The sequence below is a fragment of the uncultured Brachyspira sp. genome (assembly GCF_944388875.1).
GTDB lineage: Bacteria > Spirochaetota > Brachyspiria > Brachyspirales > Brachyspiraceae > Brachyspira.
In genome coordinates this window covers 1-22786 of sequence record NZ_CALXKQ010000035.1, presented here as the reverse complement: position 1 = coordinate 22786, position 22786 = coordinate 1, and the positions used below count along the sequence as shown (strand labels likewise).

General features: G+C 27.3%; 19 protein-coding genes. 17 read left to right on the top strand and 2 right to left on the bottom strand.

Features of this window, described 5'->3' with window-relative positions; genetic code table 11:
• Positions 1-111: 111 nt before the first annotated feature.
• The 5 genes from Q0J69_RS13440 (at position 112) to Q0J69_RS13420 (ending at position 5609) form a co-directional block, all read left to right on the top strand.
• Positions 112-1155 (top strand): NAD(P)-dependent alcohol dehydrogenase, encoded by a 1044-nt coding sequence (locus Q0J69_RS13440; RefSeq protein ID WP_297208361.1) that lies wholly within the window; start codon positions 112-114, stop codon positions 1153-1155.
• 9 nt (positions 1156-1164) lie between these two features.
• The gene (locus Q0J69_RS13435; RefSeq protein WP_297208360.1) at positions 1165-1932 is read left to right on the top strand and encodes an SDR family oxidoreductase; all 768 of its coding nucleotides are present in this window, start codon (positions 1165-1167) and stop codon (positions 1930-1932) included.
• A 58-nt stretch (positions 1933-1990) separates the two neighbouring features.
• A complete protein-coding gene (locus Q0J69_RS13430) occupies positions 1991-2980 on the top strand; it encodes a sugar ABC transporter substrate-binding protein (RefSeq protein WP_297208359.1) in 990 nt (329 codons plus the stop codon).
• 117 nt (positions 2981-3097) lie between these two features.
• Positions 3098-4597 (top strand): sugar ABC transporter ATP-binding protein, encoded by a 1500-nt coding sequence (locus Q0J69_RS13425; RefSeq protein WP_297208357.1) that lies wholly within the window; start codon positions 3098-3100, stop codon positions 4595-4597.
• A 31-nt stretch (positions 4598-4628) separates the two neighbouring features.
• Positions 4629-5609 (top strand): ABC transporter permease, encoded by a 981-nt coding sequence (locus Q0J69_RS13420; protein ID WP_297208355.1) that lies wholly within the window; start codon positions 4629-4631, stop codon positions 5607-5609.
• A gap of 46 nt (positions 5610-5655) precedes the next feature.
• On the opposite strand, the gene Q0J69_RS13415 is transcribed toward Q0J69_RS13420, so the two are convergent.
• Complete coding sequence (locus Q0J69_RS13415) at positions 5656-6351, bottom strand: hypothetical protein (RefSeq protein ID WP_297208353.1); 696 nt, start codon at positions 6349-6351, stop codon at positions 5656-5658.
• Positions 6352-6496: 145 nt separating this feature from the next.
• Here Q0J69_RS13415 and Q0J69_RS13410 point away from each other — a divergent pair, with 145 nt between their 5' ends.
• The 9 genes from Q0J69_RS13410 (at position 6497) to Q0J69_RS13370 (ending at position 17695) form a co-directional block, all read left to right on the top strand.
• A complete protein-coding gene (locus Q0J69_RS13410) occupies positions 6497-7792 on the top strand; it encodes an ABC transporter permease (protein ID WP_297208371.1) in 1296 nt (431 codons plus the stop codon).
• Positions 7785-8474: an ABC transporter ATP-binding protein gene (locus Q0J69_RS13405; protein ID WP_297208351.1), complete on the top strand. Its 690-nt coding sequence runs from the start codon at positions 7785-7787 to the stop codon at positions 8472-8474. The genes Q0J69_RS13410 and Q0J69_RS13405 overlap by 8 nt, the downstream gene beginning before the upstream one ends.
• 52 nt (positions 8475-8526) lie before the next feature.
• Complete coding sequence (locus Q0J69_RS13400) at positions 8527-10470, top strand: ABC transporter ATP-binding protein (RefSeq protein WP_297208350.1); 1944 nt, start codon at positions 8527-8529, stop codon at positions 10468-10470.
• Positions 10471-10473: 3 nt separating this feature from the next.
• Positions 10474-11685 (top strand): glycosyltransferase family 2 protein, encoded by a 1212-nt coding sequence (locus tag Q0J69_RS13395; RefSeq protein ID WP_297208348.1) that lies wholly within the window; start codon positions 10474-10476, stop codon positions 11683-11685.
• Between the two features lie 8 nt (positions 11686-11693).
• The gene (locus tag Q0J69_RS13390; RefSeq protein WP_297208346.1) at positions 11694-12593 is read left to right on the top strand and encodes an NAD-dependent epimerase/dehydratase family protein; all 900 of its coding nucleotides are present in this window, start codon (positions 11694-11696) and stop codon (positions 12591-12593) included.
• A gap of 53 nt (positions 12594-12646) precedes the next feature.
• Entirely contained in the window at positions 12647-13837 is a 1191-nt protein-coding gene (locus Q0J69_RS13385; protein WP_297208344.1) for a glycosyltransferase family 2 protein, read from the top strand.
• Positions 13830-16223: a glycosyltransferase gene (locus Q0J69_RS13380; RefSeq protein WP_297208341.1), complete on the top strand. Its 2394-nt coding sequence runs from the start codon at positions 13830-13832 to the stop codon at positions 16221-16223. The genes Q0J69_RS13385 and Q0J69_RS13380 overlap by 8 nt, the downstream gene beginning before the upstream one ends.
• Positions 16224-16238: 15 nt before the next feature.
• On the top strand, positions 16239-17396 hold the full coding sequence (locus Q0J69_RS13375; protein WP_297208339.1) for a glycosyltransferase family 2 protein: 1158 nt from the start codon (positions 16239-16241) through the stop codon (positions 17394-17396).
• Positions 17397-17539: 143 nt separating this feature from the next.
• Entirely contained in the window at positions 17540-17695 is a 156-nt protein-coding gene (locus tag Q0J69_RS13370) for an ATP-grasp fold amidoligase family protein (protein ID WP_297208338.1), read from the top strand.
• A 257-nt stretch (positions 17696-17952) separates the two neighbouring features.
• Here Q0J69_RS13370 and Q0J69_RS13365 read toward each other — a convergent pair whose 3' ends face one another.
• Positions 17953-19005 (bottom strand): DegT/DnrJ/EryC1/StrS family aminotransferase, encoded by a 1053-nt coding sequence (locus Q0J69_RS13365; RefSeq protein ID WP_297208337.1) that lies wholly within the window; start codon positions 19003-19005, stop codon positions 17953-17955.
• Between the two features lie 144 nt (positions 19006-19149).
• Here Q0J69_RS13365 and Q0J69_RS13360 point away from each other — a divergent pair, with 144 nt between their 5' ends.
• From Q0J69_RS13360 to Q0J69_RS13350, 3 genes are all read left to right on the top strand, one after another.
• Positions 19150-20346, top strand: coding sequence for a hypothetical protein (locus Q0J69_RS13360; RefSeq protein WP_297208336.1), 1197 nt, complete (start codon positions 19150-19152; stop codon positions 20344-20346).
• 254 nt (positions 20347-20600) lie between these two features.
• The gene (locus tag Q0J69_RS13355; RefSeq protein WP_297208334.1) at positions 20601-21557 is read left to right on the top strand and encodes an ABC transporter substrate-binding protein; all 957 of its coding nucleotides are present in this window, start codon (positions 20601-20603) and stop codon (positions 21555-21557) included.
• Positions 21558-21643: 86 nt separating this feature from the next.
• Positions 21644-22603 carry an ABC transporter substrate-binding protein gene (locus Q0J69_RS13350; RefSeq protein WP_297208332.1) on the top strand — a complete coding sequence of 320 codons (960 nt, stop codon included), beginning with the start codon at positions 21644-21646 and terminating at the stop codon, positions 22601-22603.
• Positions 22604-22786: the final 183 nt, after the last annotated feature.

Here is a 22786-nt window from a genome sequence, read left to right as displayed (position 1 = left end):
CTTGACAATGCTTATTTTATGATTATACTTTATTACATAAACTACTTTAATAAAAATACTTTATAAAAGTAGTTTCGTTAATATATAAATCATTGAATATGGAGTATAAATATGGATGGTAAAATGAAAGTCGCTATAATGACAGATTTAAAAAAAATAGATTTTACAGAGCGTGATATACCAAAACCTAAAGATAATGAGGTATTAGTAAAACTTGAATATGTTGGTGTATGCGGTTCAGATTTGCATTATTATGAGCATGGAGCTATAGGTAATTTTATAGTTAAAACCCCATTTGTATTGGGACATGAATGCAGCGGTACAGTTGTAGAAATAGGATGTAAGGTAAAACATTTAAAAGTTGGGGACAGAGTTGCTTTAGAACCTGGAAAAACATGCGGAGAATGTGAGTTTTGCAGAACTGGAAGATATAATCTATGCCCTGATGTAATATTTTTTGCTACTCCTCCTGTTGACGGAGTATTTCAAGAATATGTTGCTCATCCGGAAAATTTATCATTCAAATTGCCAGATAATTTATCAACTATGGAAGGTGCATTGATAGAGCCTTTATCAGTTGGTATGCATGCTGCCAGACAGGGCGATGCTAAAATAGGAGAGGTTGCTTTTGTTACTGGTGCAGGATGTATTGGTTTATGTTCTATGCTTTCTTTAAAAGCATGCGGTGTTTCTAAAGTTTATGTAATAGATGTTATAAAAAAACGTTTGAATAAGGCATTAGAGTTAGGTGCTACAGGTGTAATAGATGCTTCAAAAGAGGATGTGGTAAAGAGAGTTTATGAGATAACAAATGGAAAAGGCAGCGATCTTACTATAGAAACTGCTGGAGTTGAATCTACCACTAATCAGGCTATAGAATTTGCTAAAAAAGGTTCTACTATAGTTTTAGTTGGATATAGTAAAACTGGAATGATTAATATGAATGTAGGTATGTCTTTGGATAAAGAGTTAACATTCAAAACGGTATTCAGATACAGACATATATTCCCATTATCAATAGATGCTGTTGAAAGCGGTGCGGTTAATATAAAAAATATAGTTACTAATACTTATGATTTCAAAGACTTGCAGAAGGCTTTAGATGACAGTGTAAATGACAAAGCTAATATTGTAAAAACAGTTATTAAAATGTAAGGCGTATATATGAGTTATTTGGATGAATTATTTTCTTTGAAAGGAAAAGCTGCTATTGTAACAGGCGGTGGTACAGGCATAGGTCAGGTTGTAGCTTTAGGTATGGCAAAAGCTGGAGCTGAAATTATTATACTTTCACGTTCTAATGCTGATGAAACTATTAAATTAATTAGTGATAATGGCGGAAAATGTTACCATATAAAATGCGATGTTACTGATGAAAAAAATGTTGATGAAGCTTTAAAAGAAATTTTAAGTAAGTCTAATTCCATAGATATATTATTTAATAATGCAGGAATATGTATACATAAATCAACAGTTGAATCATCTGTAGAAGAATTTAGAAAAGTAATTGATGTTAATTTAACAGGACAATTTATTATGGCAAGAGCTGTAGGTAAAATAATGCTCGATAGAAAAATAAAAGGAAGCATTATCAATATGGCTTCTATGTCTGGTACTATAGTTAATATACCTCAATGGCAATGTTCATACAATGCTTCAAAAGCAGGAGTTATACATTTGACAAAATCATTAGCTATGGAATGGGCAGAAACAGGAATAAGAGTTAATAGTATAAGTCCAGGATATATAGCAACCCCTATGTCAGTAGATACTCCTAAAGAGCTTAAAGATGCTTGGATGCCTTTAATACCTATGCATAGAATGGGCAAACCAGAAGAACTAATACCGCCTATACTTTATTTGGCAAGCAATGCTTCTGGATATACAACTGGAAGCGATGTTATAGTAGATGGGGGATACTGCTGTTTTTGATAGTTTTGGTATTAAATATAATATTTAATAAATTAATTAATTTTTAAGGAGATACTATATGAACAAAAAGTTATTGACGCTTTTTGCTTTTATGATTATGGTATTATTTGCAATATCTGGTTGTAATAGTAAAACAAGCGAACAAGGTACTTCAGCAGCTGATGCAGAAGGAAAAATCAGAGTAGCTTATATAGCTAGAGCTCAGGCGGATTCATTTGCTGCTTGGCTAGCTAATTCTATTAAAGAAGAGGCTGCTAAATATCCTAATATTGTAGTTGATGTATTTGACGGACAGGCTAATGATGACGTTGAAAATAGCTTAATTGAAAATGCTATCATTAATAAGTATGATGTTATCATAATACAGCCTAATAATGGAGAAGCTCAAAGACCTTATGCTGAAAAAGTTGTAGCTGCAGGTATAATCTGTATAACTACAAATGCTAGAATAGCTGGTATAGAAGGTGCTTCTTCTGTAGATGCTGACCCTTATAAACAGGCTGCTGTTAATGCTGTTGCTGCTTTAGAACAAATACCTCAAGGTGCTAATGTTGTAGTATTAAACGGCCCTCCGGGCAATTTCCATGCTGATGAAAGAAGAAGAAGCTGGCAGGTAGAATTCTTTGATAAACGTCCTGATGTAAAAATCGTTGGAGAGCAGATTGCTAACTGGAACAAAGATGAAGCTTTAAGCTTTATGGAAACTTGGATACAGGCTAATGATAAAATTGATGCTGTTATATCTATGAATGACAATATGGCTGCTGGTGCTTTAGAAGCTACTAAAGGCGATGCTAAATTCGATAATTTATTGGTATATGGAGTAGATGGTACAGCTGAAGCTTGTCTTTTAATTAAAGAAGGAAAAATGACTTCTACTTGTATGCAAAGTGCTTATGATTTATCAGCTAAAATACTTGACACTGTAAATAAACTTGTAAACAAAGAAGCTGAACAAATAGATACAGATATTGATAATCCTTTAGTTACTAAAGAAAATGTTGATCAATATATAGAAATGTATAAGAAAACAGGTGCTATAAGTTAATGATTTATATTTGTTTTTAGCTCTATTAAATATTTAGAAAGTGGGGATATTTTTAATAAATTATCTCCACTTTTGATAAAAAACATATTTAGAATATTTTTATAAAGGTTATATAAGATGGAAGAAGAGTATAGATTAAAAGTTTCTCATGTATATAAATCTTTTCCGGGTGTGCAGGCTCTTAAGGATATTAATCTTGCTGTTAGAAAGGGTACTGTTCATGTATTGTGCGGAGAGAATGGGGCAGGAAAATCTACCTTAATGAAAATAATTAATGGTATATATAAAGCTGATATTGGAGGCATAGAGATAGATGGTAAGCCAGTACAGATAAAAAATCCTATACAGGCTAGAAAGTTAGGAATATCAATGATATTTCAGGAGTTAAATTATGTTCCTGAGATGACTGTTGAAGAAAGCCTCGTTTTGGGTGATTGGCCTATGACACCTTTAGGTACTGTTAATTGGAAAAAGATAAGAAAAGATGTTGTTGATATATTGGAAAAAGAGGGGTTAAATTATTCTCCTACTACAAAATTAAAAGAATTGACAGTATCTGATGTTCAAATGTTGGAAATTATTAAATCAATAGCTAATAATGCCAATATATTTATTATGGATGAACCTACTTCTGCTATTACTAATAAGGAAGTAGATAGATTGTTTGATAAAATAGCTGAACTTAAATCAAGAGGTGCATCCATAATATATATATCGCATAAGATGGATGAAATTTTTAAAATTGCTGATGATATTACTATATTGAGAGATGGAGAAACTATACTTACAGATAGAGCAGAAAATTTTGATATAGATAAAGTTATATCTTTAATGGTAGGCAGAAAACTAGGAAATAATTATCCTAAAGAAACTGTAGAGATAGGTGAAAATATTTTAGAAGTTAAAGATTTATATTCTGAAGACGTATTTAATAAATGCAGTTTTTATGCTAGAAAGGGTGAAATAGTTGGGTTTGCTGGTCTTATGGGTGCTAAAAGAACTGAGCTTGTTAGAACTATATTCGGTATAGATAAGCATTCATCAGGAGAGATAAAGATTAAGGGGCAGGTAAAGAATATCAACAGTGTGGCAGATGGTATTAATAATGGTATTGCAATGCTTTCAGAGGATAGAAGAAGATTCGGAATCATACCATGCAGAAGCGTAAGAGAAAATGTTTCTTTAGCCAGCTTGGGTAAATTTTTCTATAATCAGTTTTGGCATAAAGGAACTGAGAATAAAGAAGTTAGAAAATATTGTGAAAAAATGAATGTAAAGACAGCTTCTTATGAAGTAAGTGTAGATACTCTTTCTGGCGGAAATCAGCAAAAGGTCCTTCTTGCCAGATGGATACTCGAATCACCTGATATATTAATAATGGATGAACCGACTAGAGGTATAGATGTCGGAGCTAAATTCGAGATTTATAAATTAATGACTGATTTAGTAAAAGATGGTAAAACATTAATAGTTGTATCTTCCGAACTTCCAGAGCTTATAGGTATGTGTGATAGAATATATGTTATGTGCAAAGGAAGTATAGCTGGAATGCTTAATCGTGATGAGTTTTCTCAGGAAACTATAATGAAATTGGCTACTGGTACTATTACAATGTAATTTTAATATAATAAAAATATAGGAGAGATAAATGAAAATAGATATAAAAAAGATATATAGTGAAATGATGAGCAAGTACAGCATATACTTTATACTTTTAATAATGATAATAGTATCATCATTTTTAAATAGCAATTTCTTAACATTTGCCAATTTTAGTAATATTTCCAGCCAATTAGCTGTAACTACCATTTTAGCATGCGGAGCTACTATGCTTATTATATCAGGAATGATAGATTTATCATGCGGAAGTGTTCTCGCTTTGGCTGGTGTTTTATCTGTAGCTTCATATAAGGCTACAAATAATATGATTTTGGCAATACTTGTTGCTATAGTTGTAGGAGTTATATGTAATTTGATAAATGGTATAATGATAACTAGATTTAAAGTTCCTCCATTTATTGCTACATTGGCTATGCTTACTATGGCAAGAGGAGCTGCTTTAAAATATACATCAGGACAAAATATATATCAAATTGGTGATTATACTATATTAGGTCAGGGAACATTGCCTGGAGGAATACCTATATCTGTATTATTTTTAATATTATTTGTTGTTATTACTTGGTATATACTTACTCATAAAAAATTGGGAAGAGCATTATATGCCATAGGGGGTAATGAAGAGGCTGCTGTTGCTTCTGGAATAAATGTTAATAGATCAAAAATAGAAGTATTTATTATTAATGGTATATTTGTAGGTTTTGCAGGCGTATTATTCATGTCAAGAAACAATGTAGGGCTTCCTAATGGAGCTGTTAGCTATGAGTTAAAAGCTTTAACTGCTGCTGTTATAGGCGGAACAAGTTTTTCAGGCGGTTTAGGTACAGCTCAGGGAACTATTGCGGGTGCTTTTATAGTTGGATTCTTGGATAATATTATGACTCTTATTGGTGTTGATTCTTATATACAGCAGATAATAAGAGGTGCTATTATTGCGGTAGCTGTTATTTATGATTTATATTCTAAAAATAAAACTTTGAAAAATAAAATAAAGGCTCTTAAAAATTAATTAATATTCTTCCGAAAGCAGGTCTGAGTTATTAGATCTGCTTTTTTTAAAAATCAGGCGGAAATTTTTTTACCCTGTCTTTAAATAAAAATTCTATTAATTTTCTTGTTCTAGTTAACAAAAAATATGACCATAATTCTATTGAACTTTGAGCTATAGTGTAATTATTTACTTCATCTGCAGGTATTTTTATAGTTCTTTTTATACTTGAACCTAAATTTATTTTTAATTCTGATTCATAATATTTTCCATTTACAGAAAATGAAGGAAGCATATCATGTACTATACAGTTTCTTACGCATTGAAGAGTTTTGGCTAGATTATACTCTTCTCTTGGCAGCATTTTATAATTACTGACTATGGATATTAAAACTCCTATATTGCATTGAGCCAAGTATTCTACATCAGTTATTTTTTCTTCATATTTTTTTCCGTTATTATATTTCATAACTGATACAAATCCGTCTTCTTTTATTTTTTCTTCTAATAGAATCATAAGGGACTGTTCAAACATACTTCCCACTAATGTACAGCTGGCTTCAAAATATCCGAAATAATAATTCTGATGAACTTGATAAAGAAGTTTTAACATGTGTTCTAATCTGTCATTATTTATTTGTCCTACATGCATTCTTTTATATTGCAATGCTTTTCTTCTTTGTTCAGCTTTTTCTAAGAAATCATCATTATACCTTTCTTTGAGTGAAAGCTTTGGCTGTTTAATTTTTTTTATTTCATCCATAATTTATAATCCAATTTTTATATATAATATTTTAACATTATAATAAAATTATTCAAGTTTAATAAAATGAGGTTTAAATTTAATTGTATATGATATATAATATTTTAATTCTTTATATTAAGGAGATGCTTTGAGATTAGAATTAATGCTTGGCGTTAGATATTTAAGAGCCAAAAAGAAATTTTCATTTGTTTCTATTATTACTATTATATGCGTACTCGGAATATTAGTAGGCGATATGGTTATGATTACGGTGCTTTCTGTTATGAATGGTTTTCAGGATGATATAAGAGATAAAATACTAGGTATGAGGGCACATATAAATATTAGTGCCTATAGCGATCAGCCTCTTACAGACTATAAATATGTTGTTGATAATATAATGGATAATAAAGAGATAACAAGTGCTTATCCGTATATAGTTCTGCCATGTATAATGCGTTCTTATAACTTTACAATACTTATAACAGTGCGTTCATTTGAGGATAATATATTTACCACAGATAAGGATTTTATAAAATATTTTAAATTTGTTGAAGGTGATAATAAGGACATGAAAACTAATGAAGCATTAATAGGATCAGAGATGGCAAAAGATTATGCTTTATCGGTTGGAGATACCATTGATATAATTTCTGCATCGGGAAGTTTTGACAGGGGATTTAAACCTCAGAAAACAACTTTCACTATTAAAGGCGTATATAAAACGGGTTATTATGAATATGACAGCAGGATGGTTATAGTTCCGCTTTCTACTGGTCAGGCTATGGTTGGTTATGATAATGCTGTTACTGGGGTTGCTGTTAAAGTTAAGAATTTCTTTAATGCTGATAAGGTTGCAAAAGAAATAGATACTGCTTTAAAAGAGTTTTATAATGTTATGCCTTGGATGCTTTTTGATAGAAATTTCTTTCAGGCTTTGCATACAGAAAAATTAATGCTTGCTTTGATTCTCTCTTTTATTATTTTGATAGCGGCTTTGAATATTGCTTCGAGTCAAATAATATTTGTAAAAGATAAAAGACGGGATATTGCCATAATAAAAACATTAGGATTAAGACCTTCAAATGTTGCTAAGGTTTTCTTTTTGGAAGGTGCTATAATAGGTATAATCGGCACTGTTCTTGGAGTATTATTTGGAGTGCTTCTTGCTAATTATGTTAACGAAGCTTTGGAGGGAATAAGAATAATACTTCAGGTTATAGTTAATATTATTTGGTTTATACCTTCTAAAATAAGTGCTGGTATATCAATTCCTATAGTTCCTGATTTTTTTCCATCTGATATATATTATGTAAGCGGAGGGCTTCCTTCTATAATACATGCATCGCAGGTTATAATGGTGGCTTCAATTTCATTTTTACTTTCTGTTTTATTTGCTATAATACCTGCTTATATTGCAAGCAGATATAAGCCTGCGGAGGTATTGAGATATGAGTGATAATAAAGAAGTTTTAATAAAAATAGAAAATTTAAAAAAGACTTATATAGGTCCTCCTAAAGTAGAGGTATTAAAATCTTTAAATTTGAATATTTATAAAAATGAAATACTTGCTATAACAGGAGAATCGGGAAGCGGAAAAACTACTCTTTTGAACTTAATAGGCGGTATAGATGATATAACAGATGGAAGCATAAATATAGCAGGAAATAATATTGGAAAGATGAATGAGGGACAATTAGCTCATTTTAGAAATAGCTCACTTGGATATGTATTTCAATTTCATAATTTGCTTGGAGAGTTCAGTGCTATAGAAAATGTTATGATACCTTCATTAATGCTTAAATACAATAAGAAAGAGGCAAGACAAAAGGCCGAAGCATTGCTTGAAACTGTAGGATTAAAAGACAGGATGGAGCATAGAATAGGAGAGCTTTCAGGAGGAGAATCTCAGAGAGTTGCTATTGCAAGGGCTTTAATAAATAGACCAAGTGTTGTTTTAGCTGATGAACCAACTGGAAACTTGGATAAAAAAAATGCTGAGATGGTTAGAGAATTATTATGGAATATGACTAAACAGAGCAATGCCTCTTTAATTATTGTTACGCATTCTCAATCTATTGCTGATATGGCAGATAGAAAACTTCGTTTAGAGTACGGTGAAAATTTGGTGCAGTATTGAAATATAGGATATTATACTATAAAATATCTTATATAATAATTTGGATTTTTTAATGATTAAACAGATAAAAGAATTTTTTAAAAAGAAAGAAGAACAGAAAGGTTTGCATGATACGGCAAGAAGCGGAATTCATATAGACAAATATTACTCTTCAGAAGAAAAACACGTATATAGAAGAATGTTTAAATATGCTGTTAAACAGAAAGGTTTATATTTTATACCATTATTTGTAAGTTTAATTTATACAGTTATAAATATACTTCCTCCATTTTTTGGTCAGATGGCAATAGCACTTACAGGAGGTAAATCAGCTCAGTTAGTAGAGAGAATACCTTTTTTGAAAAAGTTATTTGAGATAGATGCCCAAGCTATTTTAGGAGATGCTTTAAGTACAGGAAGTATTTTTAATGCAAATTTACTTTTGCAATTTACTGCTGTAATTATAATAGGTCTTATTTATGTTATACTTAGAGTTGGTTTAGATTATTTAAAATCATTTTTATTTACTTTTTGCAGTCAGGCTATAAATAGAGATGTTCAGGCTGATATGCTCAAATCTGTATTAAATACTGATATTGGATATTTTAAACAGGAGAGAGAAGGAACTATATTAGCAAGAATTAATGAAGGCTCAGCAATATCTGCTTTTGTTACCACTACTTTTCCTAATATGATAACTATACCTTTAACTTTAATACTTACATTATTAGTATTGTTTTTTTTGAATGCAAAACTTACTTTAGTGTGTTTGATTGCCAGTCCTTTAATAGCTATAGGTACTGACAAAATATCAAAGCTTATAAGACCTAGAATTGGAAAGACTCAGGAGATGAATGCTAATATGAGCGGAATAATGCAGGAAAATATGAGAGGTATTGAAGTTATAAAGATATTTTCTAAAGAGGATGTAGAAGTTGATAGGTATGTTAAATATAATAATGAAATAATAGATTATACAAGAAAAATGACTATGATTTCTGTATTAAACAGACCTTTAGTTGAGCTTATAATGATAGCTGCTATGCTTCTTATATTGGCTTATGGCGGATATTTAGTATTTAACGGAGAGATGCCTTTTGAATTTTTATGGGGATTTTTACTTTATATGCTTAATATTTCAACACCAGTAAGAGATTTATCGGGGCTTTTTGTAGGTTTGCAGTCAACTAAAATTATAGGTAAAAGAGTTTTTCAAATAATGGATTTACCTCAGGAGGATGTTGATGATAAGACAAAAATGCAGATGAAGCCTATAGAAAAATCTATAGAGTTTAAGGATGTTGAATTTGAATATCCTAAAAGAGGTCAGGAAGAGCCTTTTAAATTAGGACCTGTTAGTTTCAAAGTAAAAAAAGGCGATATAGTAGCATTTGTAGGTAATTCAGGCGGCGGAAAAACAACATTAGTTACATTAATACCCAAATTATTCACTCCTTCATCTGGTCAGATATTATTTGACGAAATAGATTATAAAGAAATAAACACTAGAAGTTTAAGACAGCATATAGGAGTTGTATCTCAGGAAAACATTTTATTTTACGGTACAGTAAGAGATAATATAATATACGGAGATACAAATGCCACAGATGATGATATGATAAGGGCTGCTAAAATAGCTCATGCTGATGAGTTTATATTAAAATTGCCTAATGGTTATGACACTCATATAGGTCCTAGAGGTATAATGCTTTCAGGAGGTCAGCGTCAGCGTATAGCATTGGCTAGGGCTGTTTTAAGAAGACCATCTATATTGATATTGGATGAGGCTACAAGTGCTTTAGATACAGAAAGTGAAATGTATGTTCAAAAAGCGTTAAATGAAATTATTAATCTTCAAACTACATTTGTAATAGCTCATAGACTTTCAACTATTAAAAATGCTACATATATATGCGTTGTTGAAGATGGTAAAATAATAGAATCTGGTACGCATGAAGAGTTAATGAACAAGGGCGGAAAATATCAGTATTTATATTCATTGCAGTTTAGAGAGTAATTTATGAATAATAATGTAGAACCTTTTATATCCATAATAATACCTGTTTATAATACAGAACAGTATTTAAAAAGATGTTTAGATAGTGTTGTTAATCAAACTTTTAAAGACATAGAGATAATCATAGTTAATGACTGCTCTCCTAAAAATTGTGATGAAATAGTAAAAGAATATAATGATGAAAGAATAGTTTATATAAAGCATGATGTTAATAAAGGGCTGCTTCTTGCTAGAAAAACTGGTAATTTAAATGCTAATGGAAAATATATAACTTATCTTGATTCTGATGATGAGCTTGATATTAATGCTTGTCAGTTTATATATAATGAATACCAAAAAAGAGAAGTTGATGTTATACATTTTTCTGCAAAAGCAATATTAGATAATGATGTAAATATTAGTGATAAAGAAAGAATTAGAGCAATTAATAAAGTTGAATGGTATATTTCCTCTAATAGAAGTTTAATAGATGAAAGATATTTATTAAGTGAAGTAGTTTTAGAAAAACTTCCGCATAATATGTGCTGTAAAGCATATAAAAAAGATATTATAAAAAAAATTACAGAGTATATACCTGATATAAGGCTTATGAATGCGGAGGATATGCTTCAGTCATTAATGTTTTTTTATTTTGCTTCATCATATTCTTCTATAAATGAAAAGTTATATTATTACTATATTAGCATTGGAGAAAGTAATAAAAATACTTCCAATTTGAGTTTTGAAGGATATTCTTATTTATGTGAATGCTCTGCTATTGGGTGTAAAGAGTTTTTGGAATTTTTAAAAAAGCAGGGTACAGAGTTATTATATGGATTTTATTATTATACTATATACTATAATCAGTATAGATTTTTAAAAGAAAAAATAGTAGATAATGAAAATAAAAATAAATTCACAGAGATATTAGAGAGTTATTTTGACATAAATATAATAAATAGATATTCAAAGTTAAAAGAGTATGAAGATTTAAAAATACAAAGAGAAAAAAATATTATTAATAAACTTACCCCATACTTTTTTTCAATAATCATGTATGAATATTATATTAATATAAAAATATTTGGTATAAAAATAAATTTAAAAAATAGTAAATGTTTAAAAGAACCTAAAGTAATATCTTTAAACTCTTTATTAAAAAACATATTTTCTATTAATACAGATAATAAAAATGATAAATATATAAAAATATTATTTATAAAGATAAAATTATAGGAGTATTTATGATACTTGTAACAGGTGGAGCTGGATTTATTGGTTCGCATATATCTGATATTTTTATTGAAAATAATTATGAAATTATAATTGCTGATAATTTATCTACAGGAAGAAAAGAAAACATAAATGAAAAAGCTATTTTTTATAATATAGATATAAAAGATTATGGTGCTTTAGAAGATATTTTTAAAAGATATAATATAGAATATGTTATTCATCTTGCCGCACAGGTTTCAGTTCCTTATTCTATGAGAGATCCTATTAATGATGCTAATGAAAATATAATAGCTTCTCTTAATGTATTAGAGTTATCGAAAAAATATAATATAAAAAAAATAATTGTATCTTCAAGTGCCGCTGTTTACGGAATGCCTAAATATTTACCTATAGATGAAAATCATACGGTTAGTCCGATATCCTATTATGGTGTTTCAAAACTAACTATGGAAAAATATATTGAGCTTTATAATATAGATTATATTATTTGCAGATTTTCAAATGTTTACGGTCCAAGACAAACTCCTCATGGAGAAGCTGGAGTTGTATCAATATTTATAGATAATTTTATAAATAATAAAGAAATAAATATATTTGGAAATGGAGAACAAACAAGAGATTTTATATATGTAAAAGATATTGCCAAAATATTTTTAGAATTAGTAAAAAACAATGTATCAAAACAAGTACTTAATATATCAACTAATTCTGCTATAACAATAAATAAACTTTTTGAAAGTATAGTTAAGATATCAAATAATAATGTAAAATCTAATTATCTAAATACTAGGGAAGGCGATATTGAACACAGTATTTTAGATAATAAAAAATTGCTTTCTTTAGTTGATATTGATTTTGTTTCTATAGAAAAAGGCTTGGAAGATACATTTAAATATTTTAATTTATAGTTGTTTTTTTATTTTTTATGATATAATATTATGTAAAAAATGAGAGTTTTAATATGCCTTTATTTTCTATAATAGTTCCTGTATACAATACAGAAAAATATATCTCTAAATGTTTGGATAGCTTGATAAATCAAACTTTTAAAGATATAGAAATTATTGTAGTTAATGATGCTTCTACAGATAATTCCAAAAAAATAATAGAAGATTATATAAAAATAGATAATAGAATAATATATATTGAACATAAAGAAAATAAAAATTTACTTTTAGCAAGAAAGACTGGAAATACTGCATCTTCAGGAAAATATATTACTTATGTTGATTCTGATGATGAGCTTGATATTACTGCATGTGAAAAAGTATATAATATTATAAAAGAAAAAGATTATGATATAATATATTTTGGAACTAAAGTTATTTCTGATAGGGATACTAAAGATATGCAATGGTCTTTGCTTACAAATAGATATAATATTAATACAGACTATTTGATTAATGAAGCTATAAATAGAAGAATACCTCATAGTATGTGGGGTAAATTTTTTAATAAAGAAATAATAAGTAAATTGATAGAGTATATTCCAGATGTTAAATTAATGAGTTCTGAAGACATGCTTCAATGTTTAATAGCTTTTTATTTTTCTAAATCATTTATTACTTTACATGATCAATTATATATTTATAATGCTGATATAGGTGTAAGTACAAAGAATAATGATGAAATTAGTTTAGATAAATTTGAATATATGTGCCGAAATATTAAATTAGCATTAGATGAGTTTTATAATTTTTTAGTAAAAATAAATTCAAATATTTCATACGGATATGAGTTTGCTAAATTGTATTATAATCAATATATGTATCTTTTTGAAAAGATAAATAATAATGATAATAAATATTTAGAAATTATAAATAAATATTTTGATAAAAATTTAATAGAGCAATATTTAAAATTAAATGATTACTACAATTTAGAAAAAAATAATATTCAAAAGCTAAATGATAAATTACTTCCGTATTTTTTTTCTGTGATAATGAAAGATTTTGATATTATAGTTAGAATATTTGGGATACGAATTATTGTAAAAAATAAGAAATGTTTAGATGAACCAATCGTTATAACATTAAGCAACTTATTAAGAAATATTTTTTCTATTAAAACTGCTAAAGATTATACAATTATAAAAATTTTATTTTTTACTATAAAGTTAAATAAAAATAAAGGGGTAAGTAATAATGCCTAAAGTTAGTGTAATAGTACCTGTATATAATAGAGAAAAACTGATTTCAAAATGCTTGGATAATTTAATAAAACAGACTTTTAAAGATATAGAGATTATAGTAGTTAATGATGCTTCAACCGATAATTCAAAATTTGTTATAGAAGAATATTTAAAAAAGGACGATAGGATTATATTATTGGATCTTAAAAATAATTGCGGACCTTATGATGCTAGAATTTTTGGATGGATGAAAGCCAAAGGAGATTTTATAGTTAATTGTGATTCTGATGATTATTACAGTAATGATGCCATAGAAATAATGTATAATGAGGCTGTAAAAAATGATGCAGATGTTGTTGTAGCAAAACTGATGATAGTTTCAAATGGAAAGATAAAAGAAGATACTTGGTATAATAAACCAAAGACCGGAATATTAATAGGTGAAGATATTTTAAAATTATTATTAAAAAACATATATAATTGGAGTATATGCACTAAATTAATAAAAAAAGACATTATTGATTTAGCAATGAATGACTTGCCTAAAAATAAACGTTTGCTATTTTCTGAAGATTTACTTCAGACAAGCATTATATATTATTATTCTAAAAAACTTATATATAGCAGTAATGCTAAATATTTTTATGAAATTAATACTTCTGGTAATTCTCATGAAAGATCTTCGGCAAATAAAGAGATAAAAAGGGTTGAAGATACTTTATATGTTTTGTCAATGATAAATGATTTTTTTATTAAAAAGAAACTAGATGATAATTATTATAGCTCATTTTATGTATTAACAAATTTTTTATATGGAGAATTATTATTTAATAATTCTATTCTTAATTATGATTTAAAAGAGAGTTTAACTATTTTATGGATAGAAAAATTAGGCGTTCTTTCTATATCTAAAGATTATTATTCAAAAGATTTATATAAAATGAATTTGAGTTCTATTCATTTTTCTAATAAAAAAGAAATAAAAAAAATAAAAAATATAGGAATAATTTATAATAGATTATATAATGGAGGTGTAGAGAGATTTATATCAAGATTATCATTTATATTTAATGACAGCGGATATAATATAATAATTTTTACAAATGAAGAGCCAAATGATAAAGATTATTCTTTGCCTAATAATACTTCTAGAATAGTTTTATCTAATGACTACGAAAGCAGGTACGCAATTTTTAGAGACAGTGTAGAAAAATATAATATTGATATTTTTATACATAATGGGTGGACTTCTGATAAATTGTTTATAGATTCTTTAATAATTAAAGATATAGGTATAAAATTAATAACAGTTTTACATAGTGTATTTAGTTATTCCGTATATGACGGAAGAAATATTAATAATCAATTAAATAGAATTAATATGTATAAATTTTCTGATGCTTTAATTGTGTTGTCTAATACTACTAAAAGATTCTATGAGTATATGGGATTAAATAATATTTACTATATTCCTAATTTTTTAACTTTCAATATCAATAATACGAATATATCAGATTTAAAGCAAAAAAATATTGTATGGATAGGCAGATTTGAAATAGATGTAAAGCAGCCTATACTTGCTTTAGAAGCTTTTTCTAAAGTTGTGAAAAGTATTCCTGATGCCAAATTGTTGATTATTGGAAACGGAGATTCGTATGAAGAAGGATTGGTTAAGCAAAAAATTAAAGAATTAAAAATAGAAAATAATTGCAAATTACTAGGATATCAAACTAATATAGAAAAATATCTTTTAGAATCTTCTGTGCATTTATTTACTTCATCTTTTGAAGGATTTCCTATGGTTTTGGGAGAAGTAAAATCTTATGGCATACCAACGGTTATGTTTGATTTGCCTTATTTAGAGATGGTTAAAGACAATAAAGGGCTTGTAAGAGTTCCTCAAAATAATATAAATGAATTATCAAATGCTTTAGTTAAAGTATTGGAAGATGATGAATATAGAAATAAATTAGGTATTGAAGCTAAAAATAGCTTGTATAATTTTTCTGATGAAAATATATTTGCATTATGGAAAAAATTATTTGCTGATATAGAGCAGAATAAAAATAATGAAAATATTGCTATAGATGAGAATGTAAAAAGTGTTATAGATGAGCTTATACATGCTGTGCAATTTGAAGAAAATAATTTAAGAAAAGAGCATAAGGATTACGAATATTTTATTGATAAACTTCTGCCTTATTTTTTTGCTATAGTTAGATATCATAATTATTTTATTATAAAAATTCTATTTATAAAAATATCTGCAAAAATTAATAAATATTATGAGAAACCTAATATTATAAGTCTTAATAGTTTATTAAAAAATTTATTCAATATAAGCAGTGATAAAAAATATATATATATAAAAATATTATTTATAACTCTTACATTTAAAATAAAATAATTATAAGGAAATTCTATGTTAAAAAAAATACTAAGATTTATATATCATAAGTATGATAGTGGATTATATAGAATTAGAAAAATATTTGGTATTAAGATAGTAACAAAACCATTAATAAATAAAATAAATTTATTGGAAGAAAAAATAGATAAATTACTTATTAATGATAATAGAAATAATATATTTTTATCAGGGTATTATTTAGATTATGTTAATAACTATACTAATATAAATGGTATATATGTATCTATAATAGTAATAGTATATAATTTAGGGGAAAAGTATTTGAAACCTTGCCTAGAAAGTATTATAAACCAGTCATTAAAAAATATAGAAATAATTGTTGTTAATGATAATTCACCGAATTTAGAGGATGATAAAGTATGTTTGGAATATTCATTAAAAGATAGCAGAATAAAATATATAAAACACGAAAAAAATATAGGAGCAGGAGGAGCAAGAACAACAGGATTAAAAGCAGCGAATGGATATTCTTTATTTTTTGTTGATGGGGATGATTATTTATCGTTAAATGCATGTGAAATAGCTTTTTATCATTTAATTAAATATGATGTTGATGTAGTAACATTCGGATATTTTATTGTTAATGAATTAAAAATTATAAATAATATTTTTCTGGAAATATTGCCATTACTTTACGGCAAGACTATTATAGAATTATTCTCATTATCTAAAATAAACCCATCATTATGGAATAAATTGTATAAAAGAGATTTATTATTAAAGCTTGGAAATGATTTTATGGTAACGCCATATAGAGCACAAGATTTAAATGCTAATTATAAAATATTTACTGTGACTAATTCATTAATAAATATACCTTTTCATTTATATTATTATAATATTAGAGATGACTCAAAGGATAATACTATTAATGAAAAATATGTAACAGATATATTTTTCATTTTTAATGATTTAATTGATTTTGTGAAAAATAAAAAATTTATAGAAGAACATAAAAAATATATTAATAGAGTTTTTGTAGATAATGCTATTTTATATTTAATTAATAAAATAAACAATATTGCTTATGATAAAGAAAGGATGAAAAATATTTTTTTTACTAATGCTGTGGAATTTATTAATCTGAATGTAGATTTTATTGATAGAGATCATGTATATGAAATTTTACGTAAAAATGGTTTAGATTAATTTATTTTAATAAAAAATAATAAGGAGATATAATGACAGTAGAAGAAATTTAAAATTTGTAGAGGAGGTTATCAAAAAGCAGTTTAAAGAGAGAGAGTTGGATATGATCTAAATTTAGAGTAGACAAAGACATTTAATAAAAAATGCAATGGCTTAAATTATATTATAATTATCAATTAACAACTAAATCTACTGATAAGTATTTATATTATAGATATGTTAGTAACATAATAGGAGATAAATATTTAATACCATTATTAGGAGTGTGGGATATAGATTTTGATTCTATTCCAAATTAATTTGTATTATAAGCGAATTTTGGAAGTGAACAAAACATTATAGTAAAAGATAAAAATAAATTAGATATTAATAAAACTATAGATACTTTAAAAAGCTGTATGTATTTTTTCAAATATTATTATAGTTTATATGAATTGCAATATAAAATATATTACCTAAAATAATGATGATACCCTTGTAGCTTCTATTAGTGGAGGATTTGCCTATCATATTTACATAATAAGCAAGTATATTTTATTAAATTTAATTTTATATATTATCTTATTTGTTTTATAAGTTTGCAAATAAGTTCAGCCTCACTTTTCTGCAAAGTAGGATATATAGGCAATGATATGCTTTTTAAATATGCATTTTCAGTATTAGGGTAATTTTCATTTGGTAAATTCAAATACTGATGAAGAGGCTTGAATATAGGTCTTGCAGCCTCAACATTATGACGTTCAAACATTTTTATAGCATCATAAATATTCATAGATCCATTAAGCATGCATACATACCTGTAATATGATGGACTTTCACTGTCATGCGTAGATAGTTTCATTAAATTGCTTTCAAGTATTGCATTATCATAGAATGATGCGATATCAGACCTTACTTCTACCATTCTTTCAAGATGCTTTAATTCTTCTATACCTATAGATGCCTGTAAATCAGTAGCACAATAATTGAATCTTTGAATAAAATTTTCTTTTTTATCATAATGGATAATATCCCTTATGGCATCCATTCCTTTTTTCTTAGTAAGTATCATTCCTCCAGCACCGCCTGAAGTTATCATTCTAGTTGCAGAGAGAGAAAAGTATGCAAAATCTCCGAAACTTCCAAGAAGAGTATCTCTATATTTTCCACCCAAACTATGAGAAGCATCCTCTATAACAGGAACTTTAATATCAGCAAGCTCATCTATTAATGCACAGTTTCCAAACATGTGAGAAACTATAATTGCTTTTGTTTTTTCATTTATAGATTCTATAACATTGTCCATAGAGATTTGAAAGCTGTCTTCATCTATATCTATAAGTACTGGAGTTGCTTTTAGATTTGTAACAACTTGAAGAGGTGAAGCATTTAAAAAAGATGACATTATAACCTCATCTCCTTCTCCTATATTAAGATGTCTTAATATAAGCTCTAATGCAGATGTACCGCTATTAACAAATATAGCAGTAAAACCTTTTCCGAAATAATTGGCAAATGTTCTTTCAAATTCATAGATTATATCGCCTGTTGCAAGGTTATCGCTTATCATTACCCTTAAAGCTGATTCTAAATCTTTTTTTCTTATAGTAGGTCTGGAATGTCTAATCAATTTACTGCCTCATAATTATAAAGTTATAAATGATGATATCATATAATATATAATTTTCAATATTGATTTGATTCTTAATGTATAATTATTTTATTGATTTTTTTATTTAATTTATTATAATTGTTTCAATTAGGATCAATATTTATGCTGGACTTTTTGAAAATAAATAGTATTAGGATAATACTTTTATTCATTATTATTTTTTCGTTTATTTTTAATATTGTATTATCATTTCATATTATTCCTATTAGGAGTACTTATGATGATTTTCAGCATTTTTATGATATGTATAGATGGTATGATAAAAAAGAACTGCCTGCAACAGGTACAAGATTTAATCTTTCTGATACGATTGAAGATGAGTTTATAACGCCAAGAGTACCGGGAGGAGCTTACTATATATATTATATATTATGTTATAAACTTTCAAATGAAAATTTATTTGCAGCAAAGATTATAAATTATTTTTTTAGTCTTTTGATAATATCATTATTTATATTCTGGCTTTATAAAAGATTAGGGCTTTTTGTTTGTTCTTTGATGTCGCCTCTTATTTTACTTAATGGTTATTTGGTAAAAGCTATGACTAATTTTTGGAATCCAAATATATCTTTAATATTCAGCTTTATATTTTTTATTCTTCTTTACGAATACATAGATAAAAAATCAAATAAGAAAACTGTAATATCATCTATTTTTATTTTTCCAGTATTAGCAATTATTGCTCAAGGTCATTTTGCCTCTTTCTTTTCTGTTATTCCTAGTATGATATTTTATTTAATAGTAACTTATAAAAACACAATTAAATATTTGAAGTATTGGATATTAGGCATATTTTTATCCTTTTTATTATATCTGCCGTATCTAATTTCTGAAATTAATAATTCTTTTATTAATACAAAATCAATGATGTCAAAAGGGTATGGAGTATCAAGAATAATTGTTGCTAAAGTGCAGGCTTTATTTTTATTTCCAACTAATGAAATGTCATCTCATTATTTGCAAGGATTAAAAAATATAATAGAATTTTGGACTTCTTCTCCGTCTTATATATACGGTTTGATATTTCTGGTTTTAAGTATAATATTTTCTTTATATTGTTTAATTAATATGCTGTACTATGTATTTAATTTTAAATATAAGGCAAAAACATCTTATGAGGGTACTATTTTAGAATTGTCAAGATTTTTTATTTTATCCGTATTTTCTACACTTTTATGTTTTAATACATTCAAATTTGGTGAAGGTTATTTTCACTATTTGTATGGGCTTTTCTCTGTATCTTATAGTCCTATAATATTATTCTTTGTTCAAAAAAGAGAATTATATTTTGAACAATAAAAAAATATTTTTTGCTTTAGTTATTTTTTTGATATTAAATGCTGCCGCTATGTTTGGAACTATTGATAGATATGTTAACATATTTGAAAGGAATTCGTCTAATAAGCACAATATTTATATAGAAGATTTTTTAAAAACTAAACAAAAATATTAATAATTAAATATATTGATAGTAAATTTATTTGACTTTATTATTATGGTATTATATAATACTAATAACAGTAATTATGTATAAATCAAGGAGATATATAATAATGAAAAAGTTAATAACTATATTTTTAGCTGGAATATTAATTATTTCTTGTTCAAATAATTCAGCTAATACATCTTCAAATAATACTGAAACATTAAAAATAGGAATACTTCAACTAGTAGAACATAATGCTCTTGATCAAGCTAATCAAGGTTTTATAGACGGATTAAAAGAAGCTGGTTATGAAGACGGTAAAAATATAACTATAGATTATCAAAATGCCCAAGGCGAACAGGCTAACTGCATTACAATATCTCAGAAGTTTGTTAATGATAGAGTTAATTTAATACTTGCAATAGCAACACCTGCAGCACAGGCAGCAGCAAATACAACAAAAGATATACCTATATTAATTACAGCTGTTACAGATCCTGCAGATGCTAAATTAGTAGCTGATAATACAGCCCCTGGAGGAAATGTTACAGGTACATCAGATTTAACACCAGTAAAAGAGCAAATTGAATTACTAAAAAAATTAGTTCCTTCAGCTAAAAATATAGCTTTTTTATATAATTCAAGCGAACAAAACTCTAAATTCCAAGTTGATATAGCAAAAGCAAAATCAGATGAAATGGGATTATCATATATGGATGCCACTATTACAAATCCTAATGATATACAGCAGGTAGTACAAAGTTTGGTAGGAAAGGTTGATGCTATATATGTACCTACTGATAATATGGTTTCTGCAGGTATGGCAAATGTTATAGCTATTACAGAGCCTGCTAAAATACCAGTAATATGCGGAGAAGTTGGCATGCTTAATGCTGGTGGGCTTGCTACTTATGGTATAGATTATTATGAATTAGGCAAATTAACTGCTAATCAGGCTGTAAAAATACTTAAGGGAGAATCATCTCCTGCCTCTATGCCTATAGAATATATACAAAATCCCGTATTAGAAGTTAATACTAATGCAGCACAAAAATTAGGCATTACAATACCAGCCGATTTATGATTATTATTTAATTTGATTATACAAAAGCCTATATATTATATGGGCTTTTTTTATTAAAAAATATATTATTAGGGTTATTTATTACTATGAAAAAAAATATTTTTATATTATTATTTATATTTATAATGGTTTTTTCCTGCTCAAAAACAGAAAATAATCAGTCTTCTGACAATGAATTAATAAAGATAGGTATAATACAGTTAGTTGAGCATCCAGCTTTGGATCAGGCGTACCAAGGTTTTGTAGACGGATTAAAAGAGGCTGGATACGAAGAAGGAAAAAATGTTTCTTTCGATTATCAGAATGCACAGGGGGAGCAGGCTAACTGTATTACCATAGCTCAGAAATTTTTAAATGATAAAAGCGATTTGATACTTGCAATAGCAACACCTGCAGCACAGGCAGCAGCAAATTTAATAAAAGATATACCTATATTAGTTACAGCAGTTACAGATCCAGAAACAGCAAAACTTGTTGAAAAAAATGATGCCCCTAAAGGAAATGTATCTGGTACTTCAAATTTAACTCCTGTAGATGAACAGATGGAATTATTAAAAAAATTGGTGCCTAATGTAAAAACAGTTGCCCTTATGTATAATTCAAGCGAACAGAATTCAAAATTTCAAATAGATATGGCAAAGATAAAGTTAGATGAAATGGGAATATCTTATATAGAAGCTACAGTAACTAATCCAAATGATATACAGCAGGTTGTTCAAAGTATAATAGGTAAGGCTGAGGCTGTATATATACCTACAGATAATATGCTTGCTTCTGGTATGGCTAATGTGATATCAGTTACAGAGCCTGCTAAAATACCAGTAATATGCGGCGAAGTTGATATGCTTAAATCAGGAGGACTTGCTACTTATGGTATAAGCCATTATGAACTTGGTAAATTGACTTCTAAACAGGCAGTAAGAATACTTAAAGGGGAAGCATCTACAGCAACTATGCCTATAGAATATCTGCAAACTCCTACATTAAGTATTAATACAAATGCTGCTCAAAAACTTGGTATAACAATACCAGCTGATCTACAGTAATATATTTAATTTTTTATATAAAAAAGCCTATATAAATTATTTTATGGGCTTTTTCTTAAAATACTTGACTTTTTTTATTTATTATATATGATAGTTATCATGTTTAAGTCTACAGTCTACAGTCTACAGTCTACAGTCTACAGTCTACAGTCTACAGTCTACAGTCTACAGTCTACAGTCTAC